Origin of the sequence: Pseudomonas gingeri (assembly GCF_013386115.1) — a bacterium.
Classification (GTDB): domain Bacteria; phylum Pseudomonadota; class Gammaproteobacteria; order Pseudomonadales; family Pseudomonadaceae; genus Aquipseudomonas; species Aquipseudomonas gingeri.
The window spans coordinates 199,609-226,460 of sequence record NZ_JACAOR010000005.1; the positions used below are offsets into that span (position 1 = coordinate 199,609).

The 26,852-nt window shown below is 63.1% G+C and carries 26 protein-coding genes; 15 read left to right on the plus strand and 11 right to left on the minus strand.

Going from position 1 to position 26,852, the window contains the following annotated elements; translation table 11 throughout:
- Window position 1 precedes the first annotated feature (1 nt).
- Window positions 2–442: a type II 3-dehydroquinate dehydratase gene (aroQ, locus tag HX881_RS08895; RefSeq protein WP_177084010.1), complete on the minus strand. Its 441-nt coding sequence runs from the start codon at window positions 440–442 to the stop codon at window positions 2–4.
- 272 nt (window positions 443–714) lie between these two features.
- Between aroQ and HX881_RS08900 the strand changes: the two genes are divergently transcribed.
- The 3 genes from HX881_RS08900 to HX881_RS08910 all read left to right on the plus strand — a co-directional run bounded on the left by HX881_RS08900 (window position 715) and on the right by HX881_RS08910 (window position 3,734).
- Window positions 715–1,446 carry a GntR family transcriptional regulator gene (locus HX881_RS08900; RefSeq protein WP_017123409.1) on the plus strand — a complete coding sequence of 244 codons (732 nt, stop codon included), beginning with the start codon at window positions 715–717 and terminating at the stop codon, window positions 1,444–1,446.
- Window positions 1,447–1,487: 41 nt separating this feature from the next.
- Window positions 1,488–2,771 (plus strand): MFS transporter, encoded by a 1,284-nt coding sequence (locus HX881_RS08905; RefSeq protein WP_177084012.1) that lies wholly within the window; start codon window positions 1,488–1,490, stop codon window positions 2,769–2,771.
- Between the two features lie 123 nt (window positions 2,772–2,894).
- A complete protein-coding gene (locus tag HX881_RS08910) occupies window positions 2,895–3,734 on the plus strand; it encodes an amidohydrolase family protein (protein WP_177084014.1) in 840 nt (279 codons plus the stop codon).
- A 107-nt stretch (window positions 3,735–3,841) separates the two neighbouring features.
- Here HX881_RS08910 and trmA read toward each other — a convergent pair whose 3' ends face one another.
- Both trmA and HX881_RS08920 read right to left on the minus strand, forming a co-directional pair.
- Window positions 3,842–4,921, minus strand: a complete 1,080-nt coding sequence (gene trmA, locus HX881_RS08915; protein ID WP_177084016.1) for a tRNA (uridine(54)-C5)-methyltransferase TrmA — start codon at window positions 4,919–4,921, stop codon at window positions 3,842–3,844.
- A complete protein-coding gene (locus HX881_RS08920; RefSeq protein ID WP_017123413.1) occupies window positions 4,918–6,213 on the minus strand; it encodes an NCS2 family permease in 1,296 nt (431 codons plus the stop codon). The genes trmA and HX881_RS08920 overlap by 4 nt, the downstream gene beginning before the upstream one ends.
- 226 nt (window positions 6,214–6,439) lie before the next feature.
- On the opposite strand from HX881_RS08920, the gene HX881_RS08925 reads away from it, so the two are divergent.
- Window positions 6,440–6,895, plus strand: a complete 456-nt coding sequence (locus HX881_RS08925; protein WP_244861785.1) for a DUF4879 domain-containing protein — start codon at window positions 6,440–6,442, stop codon at window positions 6,893–6,895.
- Between the two features lie 7 nt (window positions 6,896–6,902).
- Here HX881_RS08925 and HX881_RS08930 read toward each other — a convergent pair whose 3' ends face one another.
- Window positions 6,903–8,150: an MFS transporter gene (locus HX881_RS08930; RefSeq protein ID WP_017123415.1), complete on the minus strand. Its 1,248-nt coding sequence runs from the start codon at window positions 8,148–8,150 to the stop codon at window positions 6,903–6,905.
- A gap of 352 nt (window positions 8,151–8,502) precedes the next feature.
- Here HX881_RS08930 and HX881_RS08935 point away from each other — a divergent pair, with 352 nt between their 5' ends.
- From HX881_RS08935 to HX881_RS08945, 3 genes are all read left to right on the plus strand, one after another.
- Entirely contained in the window at window positions 8,503–9,942 is a 1,440-nt protein-coding gene (locus tag HX881_RS08935) for a cytochrome ubiquinol oxidase subunit I (protein WP_017123416.1), read from the plus strand.
- Between the two features lie 3 nt (window positions 9,943–9,945).
- Window positions 9,946–10,953: a cytochrome d ubiquinol oxidase subunit II gene (gene cydB / locus HX881_RS08940; RefSeq protein WP_017123417.1), complete on the plus strand. Its 1,008-nt coding sequence runs from the start codon at window positions 9,946–9,948 to the stop codon at window positions 10,951–10,953.
- Between the two features lie 66 nt (window positions 10,954–11,019).
- Complete coding sequence (locus HX881_RS08945) at window positions 11,020–11,187, plus strand: DUF2474 domain-containing protein (RefSeq protein ID WP_017123418.1); 168 nt, start codon at window positions 11,020–11,022, stop codon at window positions 11,185–11,187.
- 25 nt (window positions 11,188–11,212) lie between these two features.
- On the opposite strand, the gene HX881_RS08950 is transcribed toward HX881_RS08945, so the two are convergent.
- A complete protein-coding gene (locus HX881_RS08950) occupies window positions 11,213–12,337 on the minus strand; it encodes a methyltransferase (RefSeq protein ID WP_177084018.1) in 1,125 nt (374 codons plus the stop codon).
- A 167-nt stretch (window positions 12,338–12,504) separates the two neighbouring features.
- Window positions 12,505–13,218 (minus strand): autoinducer binding domain-containing protein, encoded by a 714-nt coding sequence (locus HX881_RS08955; protein ID WP_177084020.1) that lies wholly within the window; start codon window positions 13,216–13,218, stop codon window positions 12,505–12,507.
- Between the two features lie 393 nt (window positions 13,219–13,611).
- On the opposite strand from HX881_RS08955, the gene HX881_RS08960 reads away from it, so the two are divergent.
- Complete coding sequence (locus tag HX881_RS08960) at window positions 13,612–14,388, plus strand: ferredoxin--NADP reductase (protein WP_177084022.1); 777 nt, start codon at window positions 13,612–13,614, stop codon at window positions 14,386–14,388.
- Between the two features lie 131 nt (window positions 14,389–14,519).
- On the opposite strand, the gene mscL is transcribed toward HX881_RS08960, so the two are convergent.
- A complete protein-coding gene (mscL, locus tag HX881_RS08965; protein ID WP_017123422.1) occupies window positions 14,520–14,933 on the minus strand; it encodes a large-conductance mechanosensitive channel protein MscL in 414 nt (137 codons plus the stop codon).
- A gap of 285 nt (window positions 14,934–15,218) precedes the next feature.
- Here mscL and katB point away from each other — a divergent pair, with 285 nt between their 5' ends.
- The 4 genes from katB to HX881_RS08985 all read left to right on the plus strand — a co-directional run bounded on the left by katB (window position 15,219) and on the right by HX881_RS08985 (window position 19,675).
- Window positions 15,219–16,760, plus strand: a complete 1,542-nt coding sequence (gene katB, locus HX881_RS08970) for a catalase KatB (RefSeq protein ID WP_017123423.1) — start codon at window positions 15,219–15,221, stop codon at window positions 16,758–16,760.
- Between the two features lie 198 nt (window positions 16,761–16,958).
- On the plus strand, window positions 16,959–17,510 hold the full coding sequence (locus HX881_RS08975) for an ankyrin repeat domain-containing protein (protein WP_177084024.1): 552 nt from the start codon (window positions 16,959–16,961) through the stop codon (window positions 17,508–17,510).
- 46 nt (window positions 17,511–17,556) lie between these two features.
- Window positions 17,557–18,924 (plus strand): DNA repair protein RadA, encoded by a 1,368-nt coding sequence (gene radA / locus HX881_RS08980; protein WP_017123424.1) that lies wholly within the window; start codon window positions 17,557–17,559, stop codon window positions 18,922–18,924.
- A gap of 22 nt (window positions 18,925–18,946) precedes the next feature.
- Complete coding sequence (locus tag HX881_RS08985) at window positions 18,947–19,675, plus strand: hypothetical protein (protein WP_017123425.1); 729 nt, start codon at window positions 18,947–18,949, stop codon at window positions 19,673–19,675.
- 44 nt (window positions 19,676–19,719) lie between these two features.
- Here HX881_RS08985 and HX881_RS08990 read toward each other — a convergent pair whose 3' ends face one another.
- Window positions 19,720–20,088 carry a PilZ domain-containing protein gene (locus HX881_RS08990; protein ID WP_177084026.1) on the minus strand — a complete coding sequence of 123 codons (369 nt, stop codon included), beginning with the start codon at window positions 20,086–20,088 and terminating at the stop codon, window positions 19,720–19,722.
- 219 nt (window positions 20,089–20,307) lie between these two features.
- Between HX881_RS08990 and HX881_RS08995 the strand changes: the two genes are divergently transcribed.
- The 3 genes from HX881_RS08995 (at window position 20,308) to yjiA (ending at window position 23,692) form a co-directional block, all read left to right on the plus strand.
- Window positions 20,308–22,374 (plus strand): carbon starvation CstA family protein, encoded by a 2,067-nt coding sequence (locus tag HX881_RS08995; RefSeq protein ID WP_103032777.1) that lies wholly within the window; start codon window positions 20,308–20,310, stop codon window positions 22,372–22,374.
- Between the two features lie 15 nt (window positions 22,375–22,389).
- Window positions 22,390–22,587 (plus strand): YbdD/YjiX family protein, encoded by a 198-nt coding sequence (locus HX881_RS09000; RefSeq protein WP_017123431.1) that lies wholly within the window; start codon window positions 22,390–22,392, stop codon window positions 22,585–22,587.
- A 133-nt stretch (window positions 22,588–22,720) separates the two neighbouring features.
- Window positions 22,721–23,692 (plus strand): GTPase, encoded by a 972-nt coding sequence (yjiA, locus tag HX881_RS09005; protein WP_177084028.1) that lies wholly within the window; start codon window positions 22,721–22,723, stop codon window positions 23,690–23,692.
- A gap of 97 nt (window positions 23,693–23,789) precedes the next feature.
- Here yjiA and HX881_RS09010 read toward each other — a convergent pair whose 3' ends face one another.
- The 3 genes from HX881_RS09010 to HX881_RS09020 all read right to left on the minus strand — a co-directional run bounded on the left by HX881_RS09010 (window position 23,790) and on the right by HX881_RS09020 (window position 26,602).
- A complete protein-coding gene (locus tag HX881_RS09010; protein ID WP_177084030.1) occupies window positions 23,790–24,452 on the minus strand; it encodes a GntR family transcriptional regulator in 663 nt (220 codons plus the stop codon).
- A 23-nt stretch (window positions 24,453–24,475) separates the two neighbouring features.
- Window positions 24,476–25,189 carry a FadR/GntR family transcriptional regulator gene (locus HX881_RS09015; RefSeq protein ID WP_017123434.1) on the minus strand — a complete coding sequence of 238 codons (714 nt, stop codon included), beginning with the start codon at window positions 25,187–25,189 and terminating at the stop codon, window positions 24,476–24,478.
- A 99-nt stretch (window positions 25,190–25,288) separates the two neighbouring features.
- Window positions 25,289–26,602, minus strand: coding sequence for a C4-dicarboxylate transporter DctA (locus HX881_RS09020; RefSeq protein ID WP_042934220.1), 1,314 nt, complete (start codon window positions 26,600–26,602; stop codon window positions 25,289–25,291).
- Between the last annotated feature and the right edge of the window lie 250 nt (window positions 26,603–26,852).

The window sequence follows — 26,852 nt, forward strand, 5'->3', positions numbered from 1 at the left end:
CTCACCCCTTCAATGTCTGGCTGAAATAGTCCAGCGCCAGGCGATAACCGTGGCTGCCGAAGCCGCACATCACCGCCTTGGCGATGGATGAGACGAACGAGTGATGGCGGAACGGTTCGCGGGCATGGACGTTGGACAGGTGCACTTCGATCACCGGCAACTCGCTGGCCACCAGTGCATCGCGGATCGCCACCGAGGTGTGGGTCCAGGCGGCCGGGTTGATGATGATCCCGGCGCAACGCCCGCGCGCCGCGTGGATCCAGTCCAGCAGTTCGCCTTCATTGTTGGTCTGGCGAAATTCCACGGTCAGGCCCAACTCGGTGGCGGTACGACCGCACAAGGCGGAAATGTCCGCCAGGGTTTCATGGCCGTAGGTGGCCGGCTCGCGGGTTCCGAGCAGGTTCAGGTTGGGGCCGTTGAGCACCAGCACGATAGGCGGCATCAGGGGGAGTCTCCGTTGTTGTTCTTGGCGTCGACCGCAAGGCATTCGGGTCTGTCTGGATAAAATGTACTAACTGGTTAATCCAAGTCAAATGCCAGCAATCAACCCGGCGCAAACCGCGTGCTTTAGTGTTCGATCAGCGAACAGTGTCGGGTTGGGGAGGGCAAAGGCGTGGGGCGATGACGACCAGTAATCGGTCTGTGACTTGACGCTGTCTCGTTCAAGGAGAATACTCGGGGAAAATTCATATAGATGACTGGATAACTACAAAAATGAACACACTTTCCAGCGACGAACGTCTTCCGCTCTATCAACGCCTGCGCGACGAACTGGCCCGGCAGATTGCCAACAACCGCTGGCGTCCGGGCGAAGCGATTCCTACCGAAGCCGTACTGGCCGGCGAGTACCAGCTGTCCATCGGCACCGTGCGCAAGGCCATCGACAAGCTGGTGGAGGAAGGCATCCTCGAACGCCAGCAGGGCCGCGGCACCTTTATCCGCCGCCCGCAGTTCCAGTCTTCGCTGTTCCGCTTTTTCCGCTTCCAGAGCCTGGCCGGTGAACGGCAGATGCCGGAAAGCCGGATCCTCACCGTCGATTCCCTGCCCGCACCTTCCGCCGTCAGCCAGGCACTGGGGCTGCCGCCCGAGACCGAAGTGATCCGTCTGGTCCGCCTGCGGTTGCTGGAAGGCACACCGCTGCTGGCCGAGGAAATCTGGCTGCCGCAAGCGCCGTTCCAGGCCCTGCTGACGGTCGACCTGGATCGCCAGGGGCCGCTGCTTTATCCGATCTACGAAGCGCTGTGCGGCCAGGTGGTCGCCTGTGCCGAAGAGACCCTCACCGCTGAAGCCGTGGGCGAGGTGCATGCGCGACTGTTGCAGATCGAGCCCGACAGCCCGGTGGTGGTGATCGAGCGACTGGCCCGTGACTACGCCGGCCGACCGCTGGAGTGGCGGCGTTCCCGTGGCCATGCCAGCCACTTCCGCTACAGCGTCGAGATCCGCTGAGCCCCGACCGGCTTCCTGTTCACCTATAAGGATAAGAAATCATGTTCAGTTGGTATCGCGACATCACTTCGCGGGAGCGCAAGACGTTCTGGGCCTGCTTCGGCGGCTGGTCCCTGGATGCCCTGGAAGTGCAGATGTTCGGCCTGGCAATCCCGGCGTTGATCGCCGCCTTCGCCCTGAGCAAGGGCGACGCGGGGCTGGTCAGCGGCGTGACCCTGATCACCTCGGCCATCGGCGGCTGGCTCGGCGGCACGCTGTCCGACCGCTACGGCCGGGTACGCACCCTGCAATGGATGATCCTCTGGTTCTCGCTGTTTACCTTTCTCTCGGCCTTTGTCACCGGGTTCAACCAGTTGCTGGTGGTCAAGGCATTGCAGGGCTTCGGTATCGGTGGCGAGTGGGCGGCGGGCGCGGTGCTGATGGCGGAAACCATCCAGGCCCGCTATCGCGGCAAGGTCATGGGCGCGGTGCAGAGTGCCTGGGCGATCGGCTGGGGCGCGGCGGTCGGGGTCTTCACCCTGATCTACAGCTTCGTACCCGAGGCCATGGCCTGGCGCGTGATGTTCCTGGTGGGGCTGCTGCCGGCGTTGCTGGTGATCTATGTGCGCCGCAGCGTGGTCGAGCCGGACGGCACGCAACGCCAGGCCAAGGCCGAAGGGCGCGGCCTGCTGGCGTCGATGGCGGGGATCTTCCGTCCCGAGCTGCTGCGGGTCACGCTGCTGGGCGGCATCCTCGGCCTGGGCGCCCACGGCGGTTACCACGCGGTGATGACCTGGTTGCCGACCTTCCTCAAGACCGAACGCAACCTCTCGGTACTCAGCTCCGGCGGCTACCTGGCGGTGATCATCGTCGCGTTCTGGTTCGGCTGTATCGTCAGTGGACTGTTGCTGGACCGTATCGGCCGGCGCAAGAACATCATCCTCTTTGCCTTCTGCTGCGTGGTCACGGTGCAGTGCTACCTGTTCCTGCCGCTGAGCAATACCCAGATGCTGTTCCTCGGCTTCCCCCTGGGCTTCTTCGCCGCCGGGATTCCGGCCAGCCTCGGCTCCTTCTTCAATGAGCTGTACCCGGCCGATGTGCGCGGCGCGGGCGTGGGCTTCTGCTACAACTTCGGCCGGGTGCTGTCCGCGGTGTTCCCGTTCATGGTCGGGCATATGAGCGAGTCGATGTCCCTGGGTTCGGCCATCGGCATCGACGCCGGGATCGCCTATGGCGTCGCGGTGCTCGCGGCGCTGGCCTTGCCGGAAACCAAAGGCCGCAACTTGCAGGGGGCCGCGCCGCAAGTGCAGTCCGTCAAGGGCAGCCATGCCAGCCAGTTGTCCTGAGCTCACTGTGGGAGCCGGCTTGCCGGCGATGGCGCCCTCCGGGCGCGGCAAGGCGCAAGGGCCTCATCGCCAGCAAGCCGGCTCCCACGGAGTCTGTATTCACCCTTGTTATAGATGAGTTCCATGTCCGAGATTTGCCCATTGCCGATTAGCGGCATCGATGCCCATGCCCATGTTTTCGAGCGCGGCCTGGGGTTGGCGGCCGCGCGCCGTTATGCGCCGGACTACGACGCCACCCTGGCCGACTACCTGGCACGCTTGCGGGAAAACGGCCTGAGCCACGGTGTGCTGGTGCAGCCGAGTTTCCTCGGGACCGACAACCGCTATCTGCTGGCGGCGCTGCAGCAGGCGCCCGAGCGGTTGCGGGGGGTAGTGGTGGTCGAGCGCGACATTGCCTTCGAGGAACTGCGGCGCATGGCCGGGCTCGGTGTCGCGGGCGTGCGCCTGAACCTGATGGGGCAACCGCTGCCGGACTTTGCCGAGGCGTCGTGGCAGGTGTTCTTCCAGCACTTGCGCCGCCTGGACTGGCATGTCGAAGTGCATCGCCAACTGGAAGACCTGCCGGCGTTGATCCAGCCGTTGCTGGCGCACGGTTGCCGGGTGGTGGTCGATCATTTCGGCCGTCCCGATTCGCGGCTCGGGGTCGAGCAGCCGGCCTTTGCCCGCCTGCTGGCGCTGGGGGAAAGCGGGCGGTTGTGGATCAAGGTCTCGGCGATCTATCGGCTGGGTGGCACACCGATGGAAAACCTGCATTTCGCCGAGAAGGCCTTGTCGCAGATGTTGCAGAGCGTAGGGCCGGACCGGTTGCTGTGGGGCAGCGACTGGCCCCATACCCAGCATGAGCAGGACGTGAATTTCGCCTCCGAATTCGACCGCCTGCGCCGCCTGGCCTGCGCCGCGCCGCTGCGCCAGCATCTGCTGTGCGACACGGCGGCGCAGCTGTTCGGGTTTGTCACGGACTGAGTGGCGGTTGGCGCCCGGGAAGGACGCCACGCGGTGTATCAGGTCTTGCGCGCCGGCGTTCTTCGCGGGCAAGCCCGCTCCCACACAGGCTTGTCTGTTGCGCGGTTTCAGCGGCGGGTCAGCAGGACCCCGGATTCCATATGGTGGGTCCAGGGGAACTGATCGAACAGCGCACAGCGTTCGATACGGTGGGTGTCGTGCAGTTGCGCGATATTCGCCGCCAGGGTCTCGGGGTTGCAGGAGATGTACAGGATATTGTCGAAGCGCCGGGTCAGCTCGCAGGTGTCCGGGTCCATGCCGGCGCGCGGCGGGTCGACGAACACGCTGCCGAACTCGTAGCTCTTCAGGTCGATACCGTGCAGGCGGCGGAATGGCCGTACTTCATTCAAGGCCTCGGTCAGTTCCTCGGCGGACAGGCGCACCAGGGTGACGGTGTCCACGGCGTTCTCGTCGAGGTTGCTCAGGGCGGCATTGACCGAGGTCTTGCTGATCTCGGTCGCCAGCACCTTGCGCACCCGTGTCGCCAGCGGCAGGGTGAAGTTGCCGTTGCCGCAGTACAGCTCCAGCAGGTCGTCGGTGCGCTCGCCCAGGGCCTCATAGGCCCAGTTGAGCATCTTCTGGTTCACCGTGCCGTTGGGCTGGGTAAAGGCACCTTCCGGTTGCCGGTAGCTGAAGGTGCGACCGGCAATCTCGAATTTCTCCACCACGTAGTCATTACCGATCACCACGCGCTTGCCCTTGGAGCGCCCGATGATGCTCACGCCCAGATCGGCGGCCAGTTGCTCGGCGGCGGTCTGCCAGTGCGCATCCAGCGGACGGTGATAGCACAGGGTGATCATCGCGTCGCCGGCCAGGGTGGTCAGGAACTCCACCTGGAACAGCTTGTGGCTCAGCGGCGCGCTGGCTTGCCAGGCGGCCTTGAGCCGGGGCATCAGTTCATTGATGCGCAGGCTGGCGATGGGGAAGTCTTCGATCAGGATCGGTGTGCGCTTGTCATCCTGGGAAAACATCGCGTAGTGGCGCTCGCCCGCTTCGCGCCACAGGCGGAACTCGGCCCGCAGGCGGAAGTGCTGCAGCGGCGAGTCGAACACTTGCGGCTCGGGTGCAGCGAACGGCGCCAGCAGGTCGCGCAGGCGCGCGACCTTGTCGTGGAGCTGGACGGCGTAGGTCGAGGAATCAAAAGTCATGCGTTGAACCAACCCAACTTGATCACAAACAGAATCGACAGAATCACCAGCGCCGGGTTCAGCTCGCGTGCGCGGCCGGACAGCAGCTTGATCGCGGTCCAGGCAATGAAGCCGAACGCGATGCCGTTGGCGATGGAATAGGTGAACGGCATGGCCAGGGCGGTGATCACCACCGGTGCCGCCTCGGTGACGTCATCCCAGTTGATTTCCGCCAGGCCCGAAGCCATCAGCACGGCCACGAACAGCAGCGCCGGTGCGGTGGCGAAGGCCGGGACACTGCCGGCCAGTGGGGCGAAGAACAGCGCCAGGAGGAACAGCACGGCAACCACCACGGCGGTCAGGCCGGTGCGGCCGCCGGCGCTGACGCCCGCCGCCGACTCGATGTAGCTGGTGGTGGTCGAGGTCCCCAGCAGCGAGCCGGCCATGGCGGCGGTGCTGTCGGCGATCAGGGCACGGCCCATTTTCGGCATGTGGCCGTCCTTGCCCATCAGCCCGGCGCGCTTGGCGACGCCGATCAGGGTGCCGGAGTTATCGAACAGGTCGACGAACAGGAAGGCGAAGATCACGCTGACCAGGCCGATATCCAGTGCGCCCCTGATGTCCAGTTGCATGAAGGTCGGCGCCAGCGACGGCGGTGCCGAGATGATGCCGCCGAACGGGCTGAACCCCATGAGGATCGAGACGATGGTCACGCCGAGGATGCCGATCAGCACCGCGCCACGGACTTTCAGGGCGTCCAGGGCGACGATGACGGCAAAGCCCAGGGTGGCGAGGATCGGCGCTGGCTGCTTGAGGTCGCCGAGGCCGACCATGGTCGCCGGGTTGCTGACCACGATACCGGCGTTGTGCAGGGCGATCAGCGCCAGGAACAGGCCGATACCGGCGGCAATCGCCGAGCGCAGCGGCAGCGGGATGCTGTTGATGATCCATTCGCGGATACGGAAGATCGACAGCAGGAAGAAGCACACCGCCGAGATGAACACCGCCCCCAGCGCCACTTGCCAGGTGTGGCCCATGTGCAGGACCACGGTGTAGGTGAAGAAGGCGTTCAGGCCCATGCCCGGGGCGAGGGCGATCGGGTAGTTGGCGATCAGGCCCATCACGGTCGAGCCGATGGCGGCGGCCAGGCAGGTCGCGACGAAGACCGCGCCCTTGTCCATGCCGGTTTCGCCGAGGATGCTCGGGTTGACGAACAGGATGTAGGCCATGGCCAGGAAGGTCGTGACGCCCGCGAGAATCTCGGTGCGCACGTTGGTATTGTGTGCCTTGAGTTGAAACAGCCTTTCCAGCATCTCTGCTCCCCAATGGCGCGTTCGGCGCCCTGAATGAATCGGTCCCAACAGCAAAGCACAGACTCTGGTGGCCTGATGAAATTCGTCTGCGGGAAAAAGCCGCGCATCATACCAGCCGATGGCGGGAATGGGGCGGGGTGGTGATTCCATCGCGCGACCGCCTTGCCCGAACTACTGCGAAATCCGTGCCTGAGGCATACTCTGCGGCAGACGAGGGGGCGGCTTTATGAAACCAGTGATGAAACACGTGAGCAATCGCCTGGCGCTGTGCGCCGGCGCACTGCTGTTGTTGGCCGGCGGCCAGGCTTCAGCGGCACCGGCGGCACCGCTGAAGGGCGTGGCAATCTATACGGTGGCGTCGGCGGGGGTGGTCGAGGATGTTTCCGACGGCCGCCGGCGCACGCAAATCGCCCATCGCGGGCCGAACATCACGGTAACGGTGGTCGAACTGGGCTATGGGCGCGCACCGGGTGCGACGTTCAACGGTACTCCGATCAACTACAGCCAGCGCAATTCCCTGTGCGAGTTCAGCAAGCCGTTCGTGCCCTGCAATGGCGGCGCGGTGGTCGGCTACAGCTATATCTACGATCTGCAGGACCAGCAGCAGGGCACCTTCAGCTTCAGTAACCGCTCGCTGACGATGCCGGTACAGACGATGACGGCGACCATCGATATCAACTAGGTCGGCATCAACCGGCCGCCGGCGCGGTCTCGCGCTTTTCGGCGTGCATGCGGTCGCGGTTGGCCAGGGTCGGGAACAGCTTCATCCAGGTCCCGGTGATCACCAGGGTGCCGACCCCGCCGAGGACCACGGCCGGCACGGTGCCGAACCAATGGGCGGTCAGCCCGGATTCGAACTCGCCCAACTGGTTGGAAGCGCCGATGAACAGGCCGTTCACCGCGCTGACCCGGCCGCGCATCTCATCCGGGGTTTCCAGTTGCACGAACGATGAGCGGATCACCATGCTGATCATGTCCGCCGCGCCGAGTACCACCAGCACCGCCAGGGAAAACCAGAACGAGGTCGACAGGCCGAAGGCGATGGTCGCCACGCCGAATACCCCGACGGCGGTGAACATGACCCGGCCGACCCTGCGTTCCATCGGAAAGCGCGCCAGCCACAGTGACATCAGCAGCGCTCCGACCGCCGGTGCCGAACGCAGCAGGCCCAGGCCCCAGGCTCCGGTCAGCAGGATGTCCTTGGCGAACACCGGCAGCAGGGCGGTCGCGCCACCCAGCAGCACCGCGAACAGGTCCAGGGAGATGGCCCCGAGAATGTCCGGGCGGCTGCGAATGAAACGGATCCCCGCCAATAGCGAGTCGAGGGTCGCCTTGCCCTTGTTCAGGGGTGTCTGGCGTGCCGGCAGGTTGAGCATCAGCAGGCAGGCGATGACATACAGGGCGACGGTCGGACCGTAGACCCAGACACTGCCAAAGGCGTACAGCAGGCCACCGAGGGCCGGGGCGACGATGGTCGCCAGTTGCTGCGCCGACTGTGCCGCCGCCACCGCACGGGGGAACAGCGCCGCCGGCACGATGGACGGCAACAGCGCCTGGGTGGTGGGCATCTCGAAAGAGCGCGCGGCGCCGAGCAGGAACGCCAGGATAAAGATCATCTCCCGGGTCACCTGGTTCGTCGCGCCGCCGATGGCCAGGCTCAGGGCGATCAGGGCCTGCAGGGTCTGGCACAGCGCCGCGACCTTGCGCCGGTCATAACGATCCGCGACATGCCCGGTGTGCAGCATGAACAGTACGCGTGGGGCGAACTCCACCAGCCCTACCAGGCCCAGGTCGAGCACGTTGCCGGTCAATTGATAGAGGTTCCAGCCAATGGCCACGGTGAGCATCTGGAAGCTGCTGGCGGTAAAGATCCGGGCCAGCCAGAAAGCGAGGAAAGGGCGGTGATGGCGCAGCAACAACGGCGTCTCGGTGGGCATCGGGGACTCGCCTGGGCAGGGGGTAGGGCAGATTATCATCCCCATGTAACAAAAAGTTGCTGAGCTGTCGGTGTTTTTCCCTTCGCCCGTTTTTTGCGGATCAGATGAAATCTGCACCTGAGGCAACCTGTCACGCGGCAAAAGACCACATAACCCGGTCGTCGGAATGGGACTACTCTTTTATCGTTGATTGATCCAGGTCACTTCCCTTTGCGGCGTCGATCTGGATCCGACTCCCTGCGTCGCGATGGTTTAAAAGAACGAATTCGAATTCGCCACACTCCATATCCGTGGGGGCAGTGGGTGCAGGCCTCCAGGTCGGCAGCCGGTATTACCTGACAGAGGAAGACTTATGTTCGGTTTGGAGGCACTTGATCTCGCCCGAATCCAGTTCGCGTTCACCATTTCATTCCATATCCTGTTCCCGGCCATCACCATTGGCCTGGCGAGCTACCTGGCGGTGCTCGAAGGGTTGTGGCTGAAGACGCGCAACGATACGTACCGCGATCTGTATCATTTCTGGTCGAAGATCTTTGCCGTCAACTTCGGCATGGGGGTGGTTTCCGGCCTGGTGATGGCGTACCAGTTCGGCACCAACTGGAGTCGTTTCTCGGACTTCGCCGGTGCGGTCACCGGACCGCTGCTGACCTACGAGGTGCTGACGGCATTCTTCCTCGAGGCCGGTTTCCTTGGCGTCATGCTGTTTGGCTGGAACAAGGTCGGCCGCGGACTGCACTTCTTCTCCACGGTGATGGTGGCGATCGGCACCCTGATCTCGACCTTCTGGATTCTGTCGTCCAACAGCTGGATGCAGACGCCCCAGGGCTATGAAATCATCGATGGCCGGGTGATCCCGGTGGATTGGCTGGCGGTGGTGTTCAACCCGTCCTTCCCCTACCGCCTGATGCACATGGCCACCGCCGCGTTTGTCGCGACGGCGTTCTTCGTCGGTTCCTCGGCGGCCTGGCACCTGCTGCGCGGCCGGGACAACCCGGCGATCCGCACCATGCTGTCAATGGCCATGTGGATGGCGCTGATCGTGGCGCCGATCCAGGCGGTGATCGGTGACTTCCACGGCCTCAACACCCTCAAGCACCAGCCGGCGAAAATCGCCGCCATCGAAGGTCACTGGGAAAACGTCGGCAACGAACCGACCCCGTTGATTCTGTTCGGCTGGCCGGACATGAAGGCCGAGAAAACCCGGTTCGCGGTGGAAATTCCCTACCTGGGCAGCCTGATCCTGACCCACTCGCTGGACAAGCAGGTGCCGGCGCTCAAGGAATTCCCGCCGGAGGACCGGCCGAATTCGACCATTGTGTTCTGGTCGTTCCGGGTCATGGTCGGCCTCGGCTTCCTGATGATCTTCACCGGCCTGTGGAGCCTGTGGCTGCGCAAGCGCGACCGTCTCTACGAGAACCGCCTGTTCCTGCACCTGGCCTTGTGGATGGGCCCATCCGGCCTGATCGCGATCCTGGCGGGCTGGTTCACCACGGAAATCGGCCGCCAACCCTGGGTGGTCTACGGGCTGATGCGCACGGCGGATGCGTCCTCCGGGCATAGCCTGGTGCAGATGAGTATCACGCTCGCCCTGTTTGTCGTGGTCTATTTCTCGCTGTTCGGCGTGGGCCTGGGCTACATGATGCGCCTGGTCCGCAAAGGGCCGAAGATCAACGAAGGTGCCGAACCGAGCCACGGTGGTCCCGGTCAGCAACGCACACCGGCCCGTCCGCTTTCCGCCGCCGATGAAGGCAGTGAAAACGGCCATGGCGACAGCCTGAACAAGGGGAACTGAATCATGGGTATTGATCTTCCGCTGATCTGGGCCGTGATCATCATCTTCGGCATCATGATGTACGTGGTCATGGATGGTTTCGACCTGGGGATCGGCATTCTCTTTCCCTTTATCAAGGGCGATCGCGACCGTGACGTGATGATGAATACCGTGGCACCGGTCTGGGACGGCAACGAGACCTGGCTGGTGCTCGGCGGCGCGGCGCTGTTCGGCGCCTTCCCGCTGGCGTATTCGGTGGTGCTGTCGGCGTTGTACCTGCCGCTGATCTTCATGCTTGTCGGCCTGATCTTTCGCGGCGTGGCCTTCGAGTTCCGTTTCAAGGCCAAGGACGACAAGCGGCATATCTGGGACAAGGCCTTCATTGGCGGTTCACTGGCGGCGACCTTCTTCCAGGGCGTGGCCCTGGGCGCCTTCATCGACGGGATCCCGGTGGTCAACCGGCAGTTCGCCGGCGGTTCGCTGGACTGGTTGACGCCGTTCACGCTGTTCTGCGGCGTGGCCCTGGTGGTGGCCTATGCCTTGCTCGGCTGCACTTGGCTGATCATGAAGACCGAAGGCAAGTTGCAGGAGCAGATGCATGACCTGGCGCGGCCGCTGGCGTTTGTCCTGCTGGCGGTGATCGGCATCGTCAGCATCTGGACGCCCCTGGCCCATGCCGAGATCGCCGCACGCTGGTTCACCCTGCCGAACCTGTTCTGGTTCCTGCCGGTGCCGATCCTGGTGCTCGTGACCTTGTACGGCCTGATCCGCGCGGTGGCGCGCAACGCCCACTACACGCCGTTCCTGCTGACCCTGGTGTTGATCTTCCTCGGCTACAGCGGCCTCGGTATCAGCCTGTGGCCGAATATCGTGCCGCCGTCGATCTCGATCTGGGATGCCGCCGCACCGCCGCAGAGCCAGGGCTTCATGCTGGTGGGCACGCTGTTCATCATCCCGTTCATCCTCGGCTACACCTTCTGGAGTTACTACGTGTTCCGCGGCAAGGTGACCCACGAGGATGGCTATCACTAGGTGATGGCCGATGGCTCGCGACGGCGTCCTTCAGGGCGCCGTCCTTATGACGACGAGGACCCCGAGATGACAGGTAAACATTCGTTGCACGAGATCGAACAGGCCGAGAAGAAACCGCTCTGGCAGCGCCTGGGCTGGCTGGCGATGATCTGGACAGGCAGTGTGCTGGCGTTGTTCGTGGTCGCCAGCCTGATGCGCCTGTTCATGAACGCAGCAGGGCTGACGACTCACTGATCACCCGGCAGGCACCTTATCGCGCCTACTTGCGGGCCTTGAGGATGACGAACTTGGGTGTCGCCGCCACTTGCTCGACGCCCCGGAACAGGCGGGCCAGCTTGCTGTGATAGCCCAGGTGACGGTTGCCGACGATGTACAGCGCGCCACCGACCACCAGTGCTTCCCGGGCCTGCTGGAACATCCGCCAGGCGAGGAAGTCGCCGACGACCTGCTGCTGGTGGAAGGGCGGGTTGCACAGCACCACATCCAGTGATTGTGCCGCCTGGCCGGCGAGGCCGTCATCGGCGCGCACGGTCACTTCCCGGTCACCGAGTATCGCCTGCCAGTTTTCCCGCGCCGATTGCACGGCCATGAACGACTCGTCCACCAGCGTGTAGTGGGCCTGCGGGTTTTGCAGCGCGCTGGCGATGGCCAGCACGCCGTTGCCGCAGCCGAGGTCGGCGACCCGGGCATTGCCCAGGTTGCCGGGCAGGTGGGGAAGGAAGGCCCGGGTACCGATATCCAGGCCTTCGCGACAGAAGACGTTGGCATGGTTGAGCAGCTCGATCGCCGGTTGATCGAGGGTGTAGCGCGTCGGGTAGGGTGAGCCGATAGCGGCTCTGGCTTCGGGTGTCGCGATCAGCAGGCGGGCTTTCTTCACCGCCAATGAGGCCTGTACCGGGCCGACGTAACGCTCCAGCAGATCTCCCGCGGCCCTGGGCAAATGCTTGACCATGGCCGCGGCGACCACCTGCGCGCCCGGCGCCAGTTGACCCTGCAGGCGGATCAGTTGTTCTTCCAGCAGCGCCAGAGTCTTGGGCACGCGGATCAGTACCCGGTCGAACGGACCGTCCAGGGCCTCGCTGGCCGGCACATGGCGCACGGCATCGAAGGCCTTGCCATTGCGCACCAGGTTTTTTTCCAGCCCCAGGGCCGCCAGGAACGAATCGCCACTGCTGGTGAGCTGCACATGGCCTTCCAGGCTGGCGGCCAGTGCGCCGAAACTGTCGTTGAGCACCAGTACCCGGGTGTCGCGCGGGACCGCCTGTGCGGCCAGGTGGTCGAGCAGGTATTGATCGGCGGCGTCGAACGCCTGCAGCGGTTCGTTCTGCTGTTCAGGCTGGCGGATCAGATCGAGTTGGGCGAACGGGCTTTCTAGCAGGGGCATGGGGTACAGGCTCTGGAGGACGGTTTGCGGCTGTCTTGAGTCGGCGCTTGGAGCAAGCGTGGTCTGCAACGGTAGGCAAGAGCGGGGATTTTACGTGGGTTTCGAAGATATTGCCTGTGGCACGTGTGGATGGCAGATCCTTCTGCCGGGTAGATGGGGATGCCGGGTCAGTACAGCAATCCGGACTTGGCGGCGCGCAGTACTGCCGAGGCCTTGTTGCTGACCCCCAGTTTTCTCATGATCGTGCTCATGTGAAAGCCTACGGTGCGTGCCGTCAGGTTGAGGATGTTGGCGATTTCCGCAGCGGTCTTGCCTTCAGCCGTCCACTTCAGGATCTCGGTTTCCCGAGGCGAGAGCGGATGGTAGTTTTGCGGCTGACAGGAGTTGACCAGCTTTTCCGCCATGTACGAATGCAGCCAATTGCATAGCCACAGGATATGGCCCGTCTTCGAGTAGAACTCGCTGGACGTGATGGGCTCGTAGGTCCTGGCCAGGCTCAGGGTGCTGACGATACCGCGAATGTCGTGCACCGACTGCGACCACCCGTGGTTGAGGCCATGGGCCTGCATGTCGCGCCAGAGTGTCGGTGTCGCTCTGAAGGTTTCCGGTACCCAGAGTATGGGAAACACTGAACTGTGACAGTGAGCGATCAGCGGATCAATCGTGATGTAATTGTTGCGTTGGTAACACGAGTTCCAATCGGATGGATAGTTGTTGAAAGATGTGCTGTTTGGTTGGACGCCTCCTAACAAGGTGCTGACTCTGAACGATACATAGGTAAAGCGTATTTGCCCTGCCAGATTGAAAACTGCGTTGAAGACTGCCTGTTCTTCTTTTTCACTCATGAGCTGGTGCAGTTGAGTATCCTGCCAGTTCTCCATTGAGGTTCCCTTCCTTGAAGCTTGGTGCGGTTCTTTTGGACCGAATGTGCCTGAAGTAGTGTAGGAAAATTCCTGGTTTCGGTGGGGTTTTTTTATATGCTGATGATATTTTTATTGTCTTTAAAGGAAGGGTGTTATCGCGTCAAGTATTGTTCGGGGGGGTAAATGATAGATGTCATTTTGATATGTTTTGCTTTTTCGGGGGTGTAATTTTTTTGTGAAAAAAATGTGAAATGCGGAATTTCATTTATAAGCTTTTGTTTTTTCATGGTGCTGTACTTTATCTATATATTTGTACATGTTTCGGGGTGAAACTTATACCACTACAAACCACCGGTGTTTCTCGGGTCGGCTTTGCGAGACACTGACCCTCCAGTCCCGATGGAGCGCATCATGACCGCCAGCGCAGAAAAATTTACCCGGCAGACCCTGCTCGATGTCCGTCCCCTGACCTCCAGTCTGTTTACCCTGCGTACCACGCGGGATGTCGGGTTTCGTTTTCGTGCCGGGCAATTTGCCCGCCTGGGCGTGACCAAGGCGGATGGCAGCGTGGTGTGGCGGGCCTACTCGATGGTTTCGTCGCCCCATGACGAGTTTCTCGAGTTCTTTTCCATCGTCGTGCCGGGTGGCGAGTTCACCAGTGAGTTGAGTCGCCTGGAAGTGGGCGATTCGCTATTGATCGAACGCCAGGCCGTGGGCTACCTGACCCTCGACCGCTTCGTCGACGGGCGCGATCTCTGGCTGCTGGCCACGGGTACCGGGGTGGCGCCGTTCCTGTCGATCCTGCAGGACTTCGAGGTGTGGGAGCGATTCGAGCGGATTCTGCTGGTCTACAGTGCTCGCCATGAGCGCGAGCTGGCGTACCGGGAACTGATCGCCGGCCTGGGCGAACGCGACTACCTGGCCGAGCATGCCCACAAGCTGCGCTTCGTTCCCACTATCACCCGCGAGGCGGTGCCGGGGGTGTTGCAGGGACGGATTCCCCAACTGATCGTCAGTGGCGAGCTGGAGCGCGCGGCCGGCGTGGCCCTGAGCGCCGAGCACTCGCGAGTGATGATCTGCGGCAACCCGCAGATGATCGACGATACCCGCCAGGTGCTGAAGCAGCGTGATATGCAACTGAGCCTGAGTCGTCGCCCCGGTCAGGTCGCGGTGGAAAACTACTGGTAGGGGCGGGCGTGCGCAAACGGCCGGGAAGTTTGAAATGCCGTTTCTGGATAGCGCAAACCTGTAGGAGCCCGGCTTGCCGGTGATGGCGTGCGTTAGATCGCTATCGCCGGCAAGGGGGCGTGTCGTGGCTGTCAGGGCCGGTTGTTCTGGGCCTTGAGCAGGTCGCGGATTTCTCCCAGCAATTCTTCCTCCTTGGTCGGCACCGGTGGCAGGCTCGGGGCCACGGCCTCTTCGCGCTTCAGGCGGTTGATCGCCTTGACACCCATGAAGATGGCGAAGGCCACGATAAGGAAGTCGATGCAGGTCTGGATGAACTTGCCATAGGCCAGGACCACCGCAGGCACATTGCCGTCGGCGGCCTTCAAGGTGACCGCCAGGGCACTGAAATCCACCCCACCAATAAGCAAGCCGATCGGTGGCATCACCACGTCGCCGACGAACGACGACACGATCTTGCCGAAGGCCGCGCCGATAATGATACCGACGGCCATGTCGACCACATTGCCTTTGACCGCGAAGGCCTTGAACTCACTTAGCACGCCCATAGGTTATTCCTTGTTACAGATGAGTTGAGTGAGCGCAGTGTAATTCAGCCGTGGGCATCTTGCTCGATGCCCGGGTTGCCTGCGCCCGCCTTAATCGACCTATTGTCCGGCGATAAGTTTGCAAAGTGCCACCAATCGCGCGAAATACTCGCCCCTGGCGGTCCTGACTTGTGGATTTTCTCAATCGGCCTCTTCGGGCATTTCTATTTAGAGAATGGTGCGGCGATCACTAGCCTCTGGTGAGCGCATCGGGATGCGCACTAAAAAAATCCAGAGGAATCCTCCATGAACATCACTCCTGTGCCGGGGAGTTTGCCCACGCGACGCGTGCTGGGCATCTTGACCGCCAGCCTGTTGTCCCTGTCCGTCCAAGCCGCCACCCTGACCCGCGACAACGGCGCGGCCGTGGGCGATAACCAGAACTCGCAGACCGCCGGCAGCAACGGGCCGGTATTGCTTCAGGACGTGCAACTGATCCAGAAGCTGCAGCGTTTCGACCGCGAACGCATTCCGGAACGCGTGGTACACGCCCGTGGTACCGGTGCCCATGGCACGTTCACAGTCACCAACGACCTGAGCGACCTGAGCAAGGCCAAGGTTTTCGCTGCCGGTGAGAGCACCCCGGTATTCGTGCGTTTCTCGGCAGTGGTGCATGGCAACCACTCTCCGGAAACACTGCGCGATCCGCGGGGGTTCGCCACCAAGTTCTATACCGCCGAAGGCAACTGGGATCTGGTGGGTAACAACTTCCCGACCTTCTTCATTCGCGATGCCATCAAGTTTCCGGACATGGTGCACGCGTTCAAGCCCGACCCGCGCACCAACCTGGATGACGATTCGCGTCGCTTCGACTTCTTCTCCCATGTTCCCGAGTCCACGCGGACCCTGACCGAGTTGTACTCGGACTCCGGTACCCCGGCGAGTTATCGGGAGATGGACGGTAACGGTGTACATGCCTACAAGTTGATCAACGCCAAGGGTGAAGTGCACTACGTCAAGTTCCACTGGAAGAGTCTGCAGGGGATTCGCAACCTGGATCCAAAAGGCGTCGTCGAAGTGCAGGGCCGCGACTACAGCCATATGACCAATGATCTGGTGCGTCATATCAACAAGGGCGACTTTCCCAAGTGGGACCTGTATGTCCAGGTACTTGCCCCGCAGGACTTGAGCAAGTTCGATTTCGACCCGCTGGATGCCACCAAGATCTGGCCCGGCGTTCCCGAGCGCAAGGTCGGGCAGATGGTCCTTGACCGTAATCCGGCCAACGTCTTCCAGGAAACCGAGCAGGTGGCCATGGCCCCGGCGAACCTGGTGCCGGGGATCGAACCGTCGGAAGACCGCCTGTTGCAGGGACGGGTGTTCTCCTACGCCGACACGCAGATGTACCGCCTGGGTCCCAATGCGCTGCAATTGCCGATCAACGCGCCGCGGGTCGCCGTCAACAACGGCAACCAGGATGGCGCGATGAACAGCGGGCACAGCAGCACCGGCGTGAATTACCAGCCGAGTCGCCTGCTGCCCCGTGACGAGCCACCCGCTGCCCGCTACAGCCAGTCGGCCCTGTCGGGCACGACCCAGCAGGCGAAGATCCAGCGCGAGCAGAACTTCAAGCAGGCGGGGGATCTGTATCGCTCCTACAGCAAGAAGGAAAAGCAGGACCTGATCGAGAACTTCGGTGGCTCGCTGGCGACGACCGATGACGAGAGCAAGCACATCATCCTGTCGTTCCTCTACAAGGCCGATCCGGAGTACGGCGCGGGGGTGACCCAGGTGGCCAAGGGCGACCTGGCGCGGGTCAAGGCGCTGGCGGCGAAGCTGTCGGATTGATCCGAACCTGAAAACACCATGCAACCTGTAGGAGCCTGGCTTGCCAGCGATGGGGTCGAGTGCGTCGCGGCAAGGCTCTAGGGCCTCTTCGCCGGCAAGCCGGGCTCCTGCAGGCCCCTGAACCACCGTACCGTGATGTGTTGCCAGGGGCGTCGTCGCCACCCTTGCGGTGACGTGAATTCTGTAGGAGTACCCGCCATGCGTATTTATGCTTTCCTGCTTCCGCTGGCCTGTGCCTTCGCCGTTTCGGCCCAGGAGCCGCCTGTTCCGGCGGATCCGGCCGCGCTCCAGGCGCAGCTCAAGGATTACTACTTCGATGCCGCTCGCCGTGGCGACGTCGAGATGCTCGACACCTTTATCGACGCCGGCTACAGCCTCGATACCCGGGACGAGCAGGGTTACACCGCGCTGATCCTGGCGGCCTACCACGGCCAGGGGCCGGCGGTGGAGCGGCTGCTGGCCGCCGGTGCCAATGCCTGTGCCCAGGACAAGCGCGGCAACACCGCGCTGATGGGAGCGATCTTCAAGGGCGAAGTGAAGATCGCCCAGCGCCTGCTGAATGCCGACTGCAACCCCGACCAGCGTAACGCCGCCGGGCAGACCGCCGCCATGTATGCCGGCCTGTTCAAACGCACCGGCCTGCTGGATGCCCTGGCGGCCAAAGGTGCCAACCTGGATGCCGAGGATCCCCTGGGCAACAGCGCGGCCCGTCTGGCGGATGGCGAAATCCGTACACCGGCGACGCGCTGATCGCTTCCGGCTGAGCTATCATCGCGGTTTTGCCATGGGGGTTGAGATGGCCAAGGCCAAGCGCATGTACGGCTGCACCGAGTGCGGCGCGACCTTTCCCAAATGGGCCGGCCAGTGCGGCGAATGTGGTGCCTGGAATACCCTGACCGAGACCCTGGTGGAAAGCGGCGGCGCGGCGGCGCCCAGCGGCCGTACCGGTTGGGCCGGACAGCAGGCGCAGATCAAGACCCTGGCGGAAGTCAGCGTCGAGGAAATTCCCCGTTTCTCCACCGCCTCCGGTGAGCTGGACCGCGTGCTCGGCGGCGGCCTGGTGGATGGCTCGGTGGTGTTGATCGGCGGCGACCCCGGCATCGGCAAGTCGACCATTCTCCTGCAGACCCTGTGCAACCTCGCCACGCGCATGCCGGCGCTGTACGTCACCGGCGAAGAATCGCAACAACAGGTGGCGATGCGCGCGCGTCGGCTGGGGCTGCCCCAGGACCAGTTGCGGGTGATGACCGAAACCTGCATCGAGACCATCATCGCCACCGCCCGGGTGGAAAAGCCCAAGGTCATGGTGATCGACTCGATCCAGACGATTTTCACCGAACAACTGCAATCGGCGCCGGGAGGCGTTTCCCAGGTGCGCGAAAGTGCGGCCTTGCTGGTGCGTTACGCCAAGCAGAGCGGCACGGCGATCTTCCTGGTCGGCCATGTGACCAAGGAGGGCGCGCTGGCCGGTCCGCGGGTCCTCGAACATATGGTCGACACGGTGCTGTACTTCGAGGGTGAGTCCGACGGTCGCCTGCGCCTGTTGCGGGCGGTGAAAAACCGTTTCGGCGCGGTGAACGAGCTGGGGGTGTTCGGCATGACCGACCGGGGGCTGAAGGAAGTCTCCAACCCGTCGGCGATTTTTCTCACCCGGGCCCAGGAAGAAGTACCGGGCAGTGTGGTCATGGCCACCTGGGAGGGGACCCGGCCGATGCTGGTGGAAGTCCAGGCCCTGGTCGACGACAGCCATATGGCCAATCCACGGCGGGTGACCCTCGGGCTGGATCAGAACCGCCTGGCGATGCTGTTGGCGGTCCTGCACCGTCACGGCGGTATTCCGACCCATGACCAGGATGTCTTCCTCAACGTCGTGGGTGGCGTCAAGGTACTGGAGACCGCCTCCGACCTGGCGCTGATGGCGGCGGTCATGTCCAGCCTGCGCAATCGGCCGCTGCCCCATGACCTGCTGGTGTTCGGCGAGGTCGGTCTGTCCGGCGAGGTGCGTCCGGTGCCCAGTGGCCAGGAGCGCCTGAAGGAAGCGGCCAAGCACGGTTTCAAGCGCGCCATCGTGCCCAAGGGCAACGCGCCGAAAGAGGCGCCGCCGGGGTTGAAAATCATTGCCGTCACGCGCCTGGAGCAGGCGTTGGACGCGTTGTTCGAATAACGGGATGGAAGGAGTCGGCGGGATGCGTTTTATCGGTGCGGCGATGTGTTTGGCGGGATGGATGGTCTGGGCCGGTGCTGCCGGCGCGGCAACGGCCGCGGTGCCGGAAGGGTATCGGTTGGCCCAGGAGATGCCGACGGGAGATGGCGGTGCGCTGGAGTTGCTGGAAGATGCGCGGATCACCTCCGACTTGCATCAATCCCTGTGGGGCAACGGCAGCACCTTCGATGAGGATGCCTTTGATGACGACGCGCTGGCGAAGGATGTCGCGCGCACGCCCATCGTCGAGGCGCGGGTCCGGCTGATCTCGGCGGCCGGCGAGGAAGTGGAGAGTGTCGGCCTGGCCTACCCGCTGGCAACCCTGGAAAAAGCGCCGATGGACGGCATGCCGGCACCGACGTTTTTCCTGACGGTCGACCAGACCGCCCCCATGGGCAGCACCAGCGGCCCCGCGACCCAGGTGCTGATGCCGGCCCAGCGCAAACTGCAGCCGATGCAGTACCAGACGGCGGACGGCAAGCTCAAGCCGCTGTTCCTCGCCCAGACCGGCAAGGCGGCCTGGCAGGCCGGGGATTCGGCTCCGGAGATCCTGCAGGTGTCTTCGAGCGCGGCGGATGAGGAGGGCGAGGAGTTCGTCACCACCTACCAGACCTATCGTCTGAAAGACGGCGTCTGGCAGCTGACGGCACGGGACGAGGCCGGCTACTGGGATTCGGAAAGCGATTTCCCCCAGCGTTCGGCCTTTCCCTGACCGGGTGAGAGTGGGCGCTGCCGTGGTGGGCGGCGCCGTGCCGTTCAATCGTCGAAGAGGGCGTCCAGTTCCCGCTCCAGCTCCGCTTCGTCGCCCAGGTTCAATTCGATCAGGCGACGCAGGTGCTGGATCGACTCCAGGCCGATATGCAGGCATTTGAAGCCCAGCTGGCCGTGATCGTCATGGACCAGTCGGGCGTCCATTTCCACGTGGGCGTCTTTGCCCAGGCGAATGTCGATCAGGAAGGTGCCGTGCGCCCCCTCATGCCAGTTGCCCGGTCGCTGGACCAGCAACCCCTTGAGCGAAAGGTCCACCAGTTGTGCCGACCAGACCGTGGCCCCCTGACTGAGGGTGGTGACGGCATCGAAGGCGATGCGCTTGAAACGGCGGCGATTGATCGGGTGGCGTCTCATGTTCAGGTCTCTGTGCAGATTCGCTGACTATAGACCGCATGCCGGGCCAGGCAAGCGTCCGGGCGGGCCGTCGCGTGGTTCTGCCATGGCGGCGATGACAGGTTGATGTCCGCGGCGACAATAAAAGACCGCTCTATACCAATGTCGGTATAGCCATTGGTCGCTTTGGCGCTAAACTCAAGGTGGCTGTCTTTCTGTCCATCTGGCTGGAATATAAAAATGAAAAATAATAATAGCCCGCTGCGCCATCTACCCTGGCTGGTGCTGGCAATCGTGGGAGCGTGCGCCCTGGGCGTAGTGGCCTTGCGCCGCGGCGAGGCGATCAACGCCTTGTGGATCGTGGTCGCCGCCGTGGCGATCTATCTGGTTGCCTATCGTTACTACAGTCTGTTCATCGCCAACAACGTCATGCAGCTCGATGGCAATCGGGCGACACCGGCGGTGTTGAACAACGATGGTCTGGACTATGTGCCGACCAACAAACACATTCTTTTCGGTCACCATTTCGCGGCGATTGCCGGTGCAGGCCCGCTGGTCGGCCCTGTGCTGGCGGCGCAGATGGGCTACCTGCCCGGTACGCTCTGGCTGATTGCCGGGGTGGTGCTGGCCGGCGCGGTCCAGGACTTCATGGTGCTGTTCCTGTCCACCCGCCGCAACGGTCGCTCCCTGGGCGACATGGTGCGCGAGGAAATGGGCCGCATTCCCGGGACCATCGCCCTGTTCGGCTGCTTCCTGATCATGATCATCATCCTCGCGGTGCTGGCGCTGATCGTGGTCAAGGCCCTGGCCGAGAGCCCATGGGGCATCTTCACGGTGATGGCGACCATCCCGATCGCGATGTTCATGGGCATCTACATGCGCTACATCCGTCCGGGCCGCATCGGTGAAATCTCGCTTGTCGGCGTGCTCCTGCTGCTCGGCTCGATCTGGCTGGGAGGCCAGATCGCGGCGGATCCGGTCTGGGCCAAGGCCTTCACCTTCACCGGCGTACAGATCACCTGGATGCTCATCGGCTACGGTTTCGTCGCCGCGGTGCTGCCGGTGTGGCTGATCCTGGCGCCACGGGACTACCTGTCGACCTTCCTCAAGATCGGTACCATCATCGCCCTGGCGATCGGCATCCTGATCACCATGCCCGAGCTGAAAATGCCCGCGCTGACCCAGTTCACCGACGGCACCGGCCCGGTCTGGAAAGGCGGCCTGTTCCCGTTCCTGTTCATCACCATCGCCTGTGGCGCGGTGTCCGGCTTCCATGCGCTGATCTCTTCCGGGACCACACCGAAGCTGCTGGACAACGAAACCAACGCCCGCTACATCGGCTACGGCGGCATGCTGATGGAGTCCTTCGTGGCGATCATGGCGATGGTCGCTGCTTCGGTGATCGAGCCGGGCGTGTACTTCGCCATGAACAGCCCGGCGGCGATCGTCGGCGGTGATGTGGTGGCCGTGGCGCAGACCGTCAGCAGCTGGGGCTTTGCCATTACCCCGGATGCACTCCAGGCGGTGGCCAAGGACATCGGTGAAACCACCATCCTTGCCCGTGCCGGCGGCGCGCCTACCCTGGCAGTCGGTATCGCGCAGATCCTCCACCATGTCCTGCCGGGTGAAAACACCATGGCGTTCTGGTACCACTTCGCGATCCTGTTCGAAGCCCTGTTCATCCTGACGGCCGTCGATGCGGGCACCCGTGCCGGTCGCTTCATGCTGCAGGACCTGCTGGGTTCCTTCGTGCCATCGCTCAAGCGCACCGAATCCTGGACCGCCAACCTGATCGCCACCGCCGGTTGTGTGGCGCTCTGGGGCTACCTGCTGTACCAGGGCGTGATCGATCCGCTGGGCGGCATCAACACCCTGTGGCCGCTGTTCGGTATCTCCAACCAGATGCTGGCCGGTATCGCCCTGATGCTCGGTACCGTCGTGCTGATCAAGATGAAGCGCCAGCGCTACATCTGGGTGACCTTGCTGCCGGCGGTATGGCTGCTGGTCTGCACCACCACCGCGGGCTTCATCAAGCTGTTCGATGCCAACCCGGCCATTGGTTTCCTTGCCCTGGCGAAGAAATACAGCGCCGCGCTGGACGCCGGGCAAGTACTTGCCCCGGCCAAGGACATCGCGCAGATGCAGCACGTGATCTTCAACGCCTACACCAACGCGACGCTGACGGCGTTGTTCCTGTTCGTGGTCTTCAGCATCCTGTTCTACGCCCTCAAGGTCGGTGTCGCGGCCTGGGGCAACAAGGAGCGCACGGACAAGGAAACACCGTTCCAGGCCGTGCCTGAAGCCTGACAGGGGAATACTGCAATGTTCAATGACCTGAGTCGCCTCGGCAAATACCTCGGTCAGGCCGCGCGCCTGATGGTCGGCATGCCCGACTACGACACCTACGTGGAACATATGCAGAACAAGCACCCGGACAAGCCGGTGATGACGTACGAGGCGTTCTTCCGGGAACGCCAGGAAGCCCGTTATGGCGGCAAGGGCGGGCCGAAGTGCTGTTGATCCGAGGACGCCCTGTCTTACAAGGCTGAACACCGTCACTGTGGGAGCCCGGCTTGCCGGCGATGGCGATCTTGCGGATGCCATCGTCGGCAAGCCGGGCTCCTGCAGTTTTTTACGTAGGGGAGATTCTGGTTTGTCAGTTCCTATTCCTGTTACCGTCCTGAGTGGTTTTCTCGGTGCCGGCAAGACCACCTTGCTGCGCCATCTGCTCAAGGCCGAGCACGGCCTGAAAATCGCCGTGATCGAGAACGAATTCAGCGACGCCGGTATCGACACCCAATTGCTGGGGACCGAGCCGGTGCAAGTGATGACGCTGTCCAACGGTTGCGTCTGTTGCACCATCCACACCGATTTGACCAAGGCCCTGTACCTGTTGCTCGAACGCCTGGACAGCGGCGAAATCGCCTTCGACCGGCTGGTGATCGAGTGCACCGGGCTGGCTGATCCGGCGCCCGTGGCCCAGACCTTTTTCATCGACGAGGAATTGCGCGAGCGCTATATCCTCGACGGCATCATCACCCTGGTGGACGCCGCCCATGCCGAGCACCACCTGACCCAGACCATCGCCCAGGCGCAGATCGGCTTTGCCGACCGGCTGCTGGTAAGCAAGCGCGACCTGGTGGACGAGGCGACCTTCAATGCCTTGAGCGAGCGCCTGACGCGGATCAACCGACGGGCACCGATCCGTATCGTCGAGCATGGCCGGATTGATCTGGCCGAATTGCTGGATGTGCGCGGTTTCAACCTGAATGCCGACCTGGGCGGCGGCTTGAGTCTGCGCCCGGTGAGCAAGGCGCCCTCCATCGATCGCATTTCCAGCCTGGTATTGCGCAGCGACCAGCCGCTGGATCTCGACCGGCTCAGCGAGTTCATGAACGAGCTGCTGGAGGATCATGGCAAACAGCTGTTGCGCTACAAGGGCGTGCTGAATATCGCCGGAGAACCGCGCCGCATGGTGTTCCAGGGCGTGCTCAAGCTCTATGGTTTCGACTGGGACACCGAGTGGGAGGACGGCGAGGCCCGGGAAAGCGTGATTGTGTTCATCGCCGATGACCTGCCGGAAGAGAAGATCCGCGCAGGTTTTGCCCGGATGACTGGCGACTGAGGGGATCAGTTGCAGGAGAGGGCTTGCCGGCGCTGGTGCCTGCAAGAGCGATGCAAGACTTGCCGGACTTATCGCCGGCAAGCCGGCTTCCACGGGATCAGGACAATCCGGACAGCTGATCCAGATGATCCACCAGCCGCTCGATGGCCGCCCTCGGATTCCCGTTCTCCAGCTCATGGAGAATGGCTTCACGGGCCGGCCAATCCTCGCGGTGTGTCGATTGCTGTGCCTGCGCCAGTCCGGTCAGAGGCACCAGCCCGCCGAGAAAATGTGCCAGGGGCGCGTTGCCGGCCATCCTGGCCAGCTCCAGATGAAACTCGCCACCCAGCCTGATTGCCGCGCTTTGTCGGTGGTCTTCAACGCTTCGGCGTTCGCGGGCGACCAGCGCATGCAATGCATCGAAGCGCAGTCCGCCAGCGTTGCCGCAGAGCAGCTGGATCACGCTGGTTTCAGCCAGTCGCCGGGCCTGCAAGGTCTGTTGCAGCTGTTCCGCACCCGGTTCGGCGACCCGCGCCCGCTGGTTGGGGCGAGTGAGGATGACCTGTTGTCGCGCCAGGCGACCGAGCACCCGCCGCACCTGGCTACGACCCGCGCCGTAGGCCTGCATCACGCTTTCTTCGCTCAGGCCCGTGGCGAACCGGCGGTCGAGAATGTCTTCGAATACCCGGGCATAAAGCGTCTCGGCGCAGCAGGCCGGCCCTCGGGGCTGGACGAAAGCGCGCGTGGCGGTGAAGGGCAGGGGGGGCGCTACGCTGTTCATGTCCGGTCTCCCTCGGCGGCTGGTTATTGCTCGGTGCTGCCCAGATGGTCGTCCGGGATGGTCAGTTCGATGCCCATGCGCAGTCCCTCCTGGAGGATGTGCCGGCGCATTTGCGCGCTGGCCAGGGCGCTGTTCTTGTTGCGGATGGCGCGCACCACGGCTTCGTTTTCCTGCAGGCGCTCGGCCAGGTGCTCGGGCGAATTGCGCAGGACCTCGGCGCTCTGCTTGAGGGCATTGGCGGTCTGCTGCACCACGTTCTGGAAAATCGGGTTGGAGGTCAGGGCGAACAGCTCTTCATGGAAGGCGATATAGGCATTCATCCCGGCTTCGCTGTCGTTGGCCTCCAGGGCTTCGCGCATGTCCATCAGGGTCAGGCGCAACTGGCCGATTTCCTTGCTGCTGATGGACTGCGCCACCAGGCCGACGATAAACGGCTCCAGGGTGTAGCGCAGTTGCAGGATGTCTTCGAGGCTGGCATCGGCGACGCCGCTGTGGACGGCCGTGGTCTCGTCGGGGGCGGCATCGAGTACCACCACGCCCTTGCCCGGCATCGAACGCACCAGGCCGAGGGTTTCCAGGACGGTCACCGCCTCGCGCAGGCTTGGCCGGCTGATGCCCAGTTGTTCGGCCAGTTCGCGCTGGCCCGGGAGCATTTCGCCGGAGCGCCACTGGCCGCGGGCGAGGGCGGCGCGCAGTTTTGCTACCACTGAATTGACGACGGTCGATGAGCTGATCACGGTTTACCCCCTGTTGAAACGGTCTGGCCGCGACCCGGGCCGGCGCGGTTTTCGCCAGCCCCGGGTGCGGGGTAAGCGCCCGTCCCTGGACGCGGCACCTCAGAACTCCTGCTGATGGGCCGGCGCCGCCGGCTTTCTTGGTTGAAACCCATAGCCTTGCTGGCCATCGAGGACCTTGTGGGCCCGCTGCACATCGATGTCCTTTTCCCAGCGGGCGATGGCCACGGTCGCCACGCAATTGCCGATCAGGTTGGTCATGGCCCGGCCGATGCCCATGAACCAGTCGACCGCCAGCACCAGCACCAGACCGACCACCGGGATCGCCGGAATGGCCGTCAGGGTGGCCGCGAGGATCACCAGGGCCGAGCCGGGAATCCCATGGGCGCCCTTGGAGGTGATCAGCGACACCAGCAGGATGGTCAGCAGGTCGGTCAGCGCCAGCGGCGTACCGGTGGCATTGGCGATAAACACGATGGCCAGGGTCAGGTAGATCGAGAAACCGTCCAGGTTGAACGAGTACCCCGTGGGGATGACCAGGCCGACCGTCGAACTGCCGATGCCCAGGTGTTCGAGCTTGCGCATCACCTGCGGCAGCACCGCATCCGACGAGGCCGTGCCCATCACGATCAGCAACTCTTCGCGCAGGTATTTGAGGAAGGGCAGGATCCGCAGGCCGGACACGCGCATCACCAGGCCGAGGATCAGCAGCACGAAGGCCAGGCAGGTGACGTAGAACAGAGCCACCAGACTGCCCAGTTGCCGTAGCGATTCCAGGCCATAGGTGCTGGTGGTGAAGGCGATGGCGCCGAACACGCCGATCGGCGCCAGGCGCACGATCATGCCCATGATGCGGAAGATCACATGGCTGAGTTCGTTGATCAGGCGGGAGATACCCGACGCGGACTCGCCCACCAGGTTCAGGGCGCTGCCGAACAGCACGGAGAACAGCAGTACCTGGAGAATGTTGTTGTCGGCAAAGGCTCCGAGCACCGAGTTGGGAATCAGCTCCATCAGGAACTGCGTGGTCCCGCGCAGATGCTGGCCGCGATCGGCGAGATCGCCCATGGCCGCTGTGGACAGTTGCTCCAGGTGAATGTTGGCGCCGCTGCCGATGCCGGTGGAGTAGGCCAGGATCAGCCCGATCAGCAGGGCGATGGTGGTCAGTACTTCGAAATAGATCACCGACTTGAGGCCGATCCGCCCGACTTTCTTCAAGTCGCCGGCGCCGGAGATGCCGCTGACCACCACGCAGAAGACGATCAGTCCGATCAGCATCTTGATCAGCTTGATAAAGCCGTCGCCGAGGGGTTTGAGCTGGGTGGAGAATTCGGGAAGGGCGAGTCCGCAGATGATGCCGAGCATCAACCCAAGGACAACCTGGAGGAAAATCGAACGCGAGCACCATCTGAGCATGAGGAGGATCCTGGTCGGCGTTCCGTTATCCGGGCCTGGGCCGCAGCTTCGGAACTTAATTGTTGTGGTCTTACCGGTATGTCCAGTGCGGGGTCAGTCTACGCCCGGTTTTTTCGCAGGCACAAGGGTTTTTTCGCGAAATTGGTAGGACTGGTCTGACCAGTAATGCTGGTCCTGTAGGAGCTGGCTTGCCGGCGATGAGGCCCGCGAGAGCGATGCAAGCCTCAAGACCGCCATCGCCAGCAAGCCG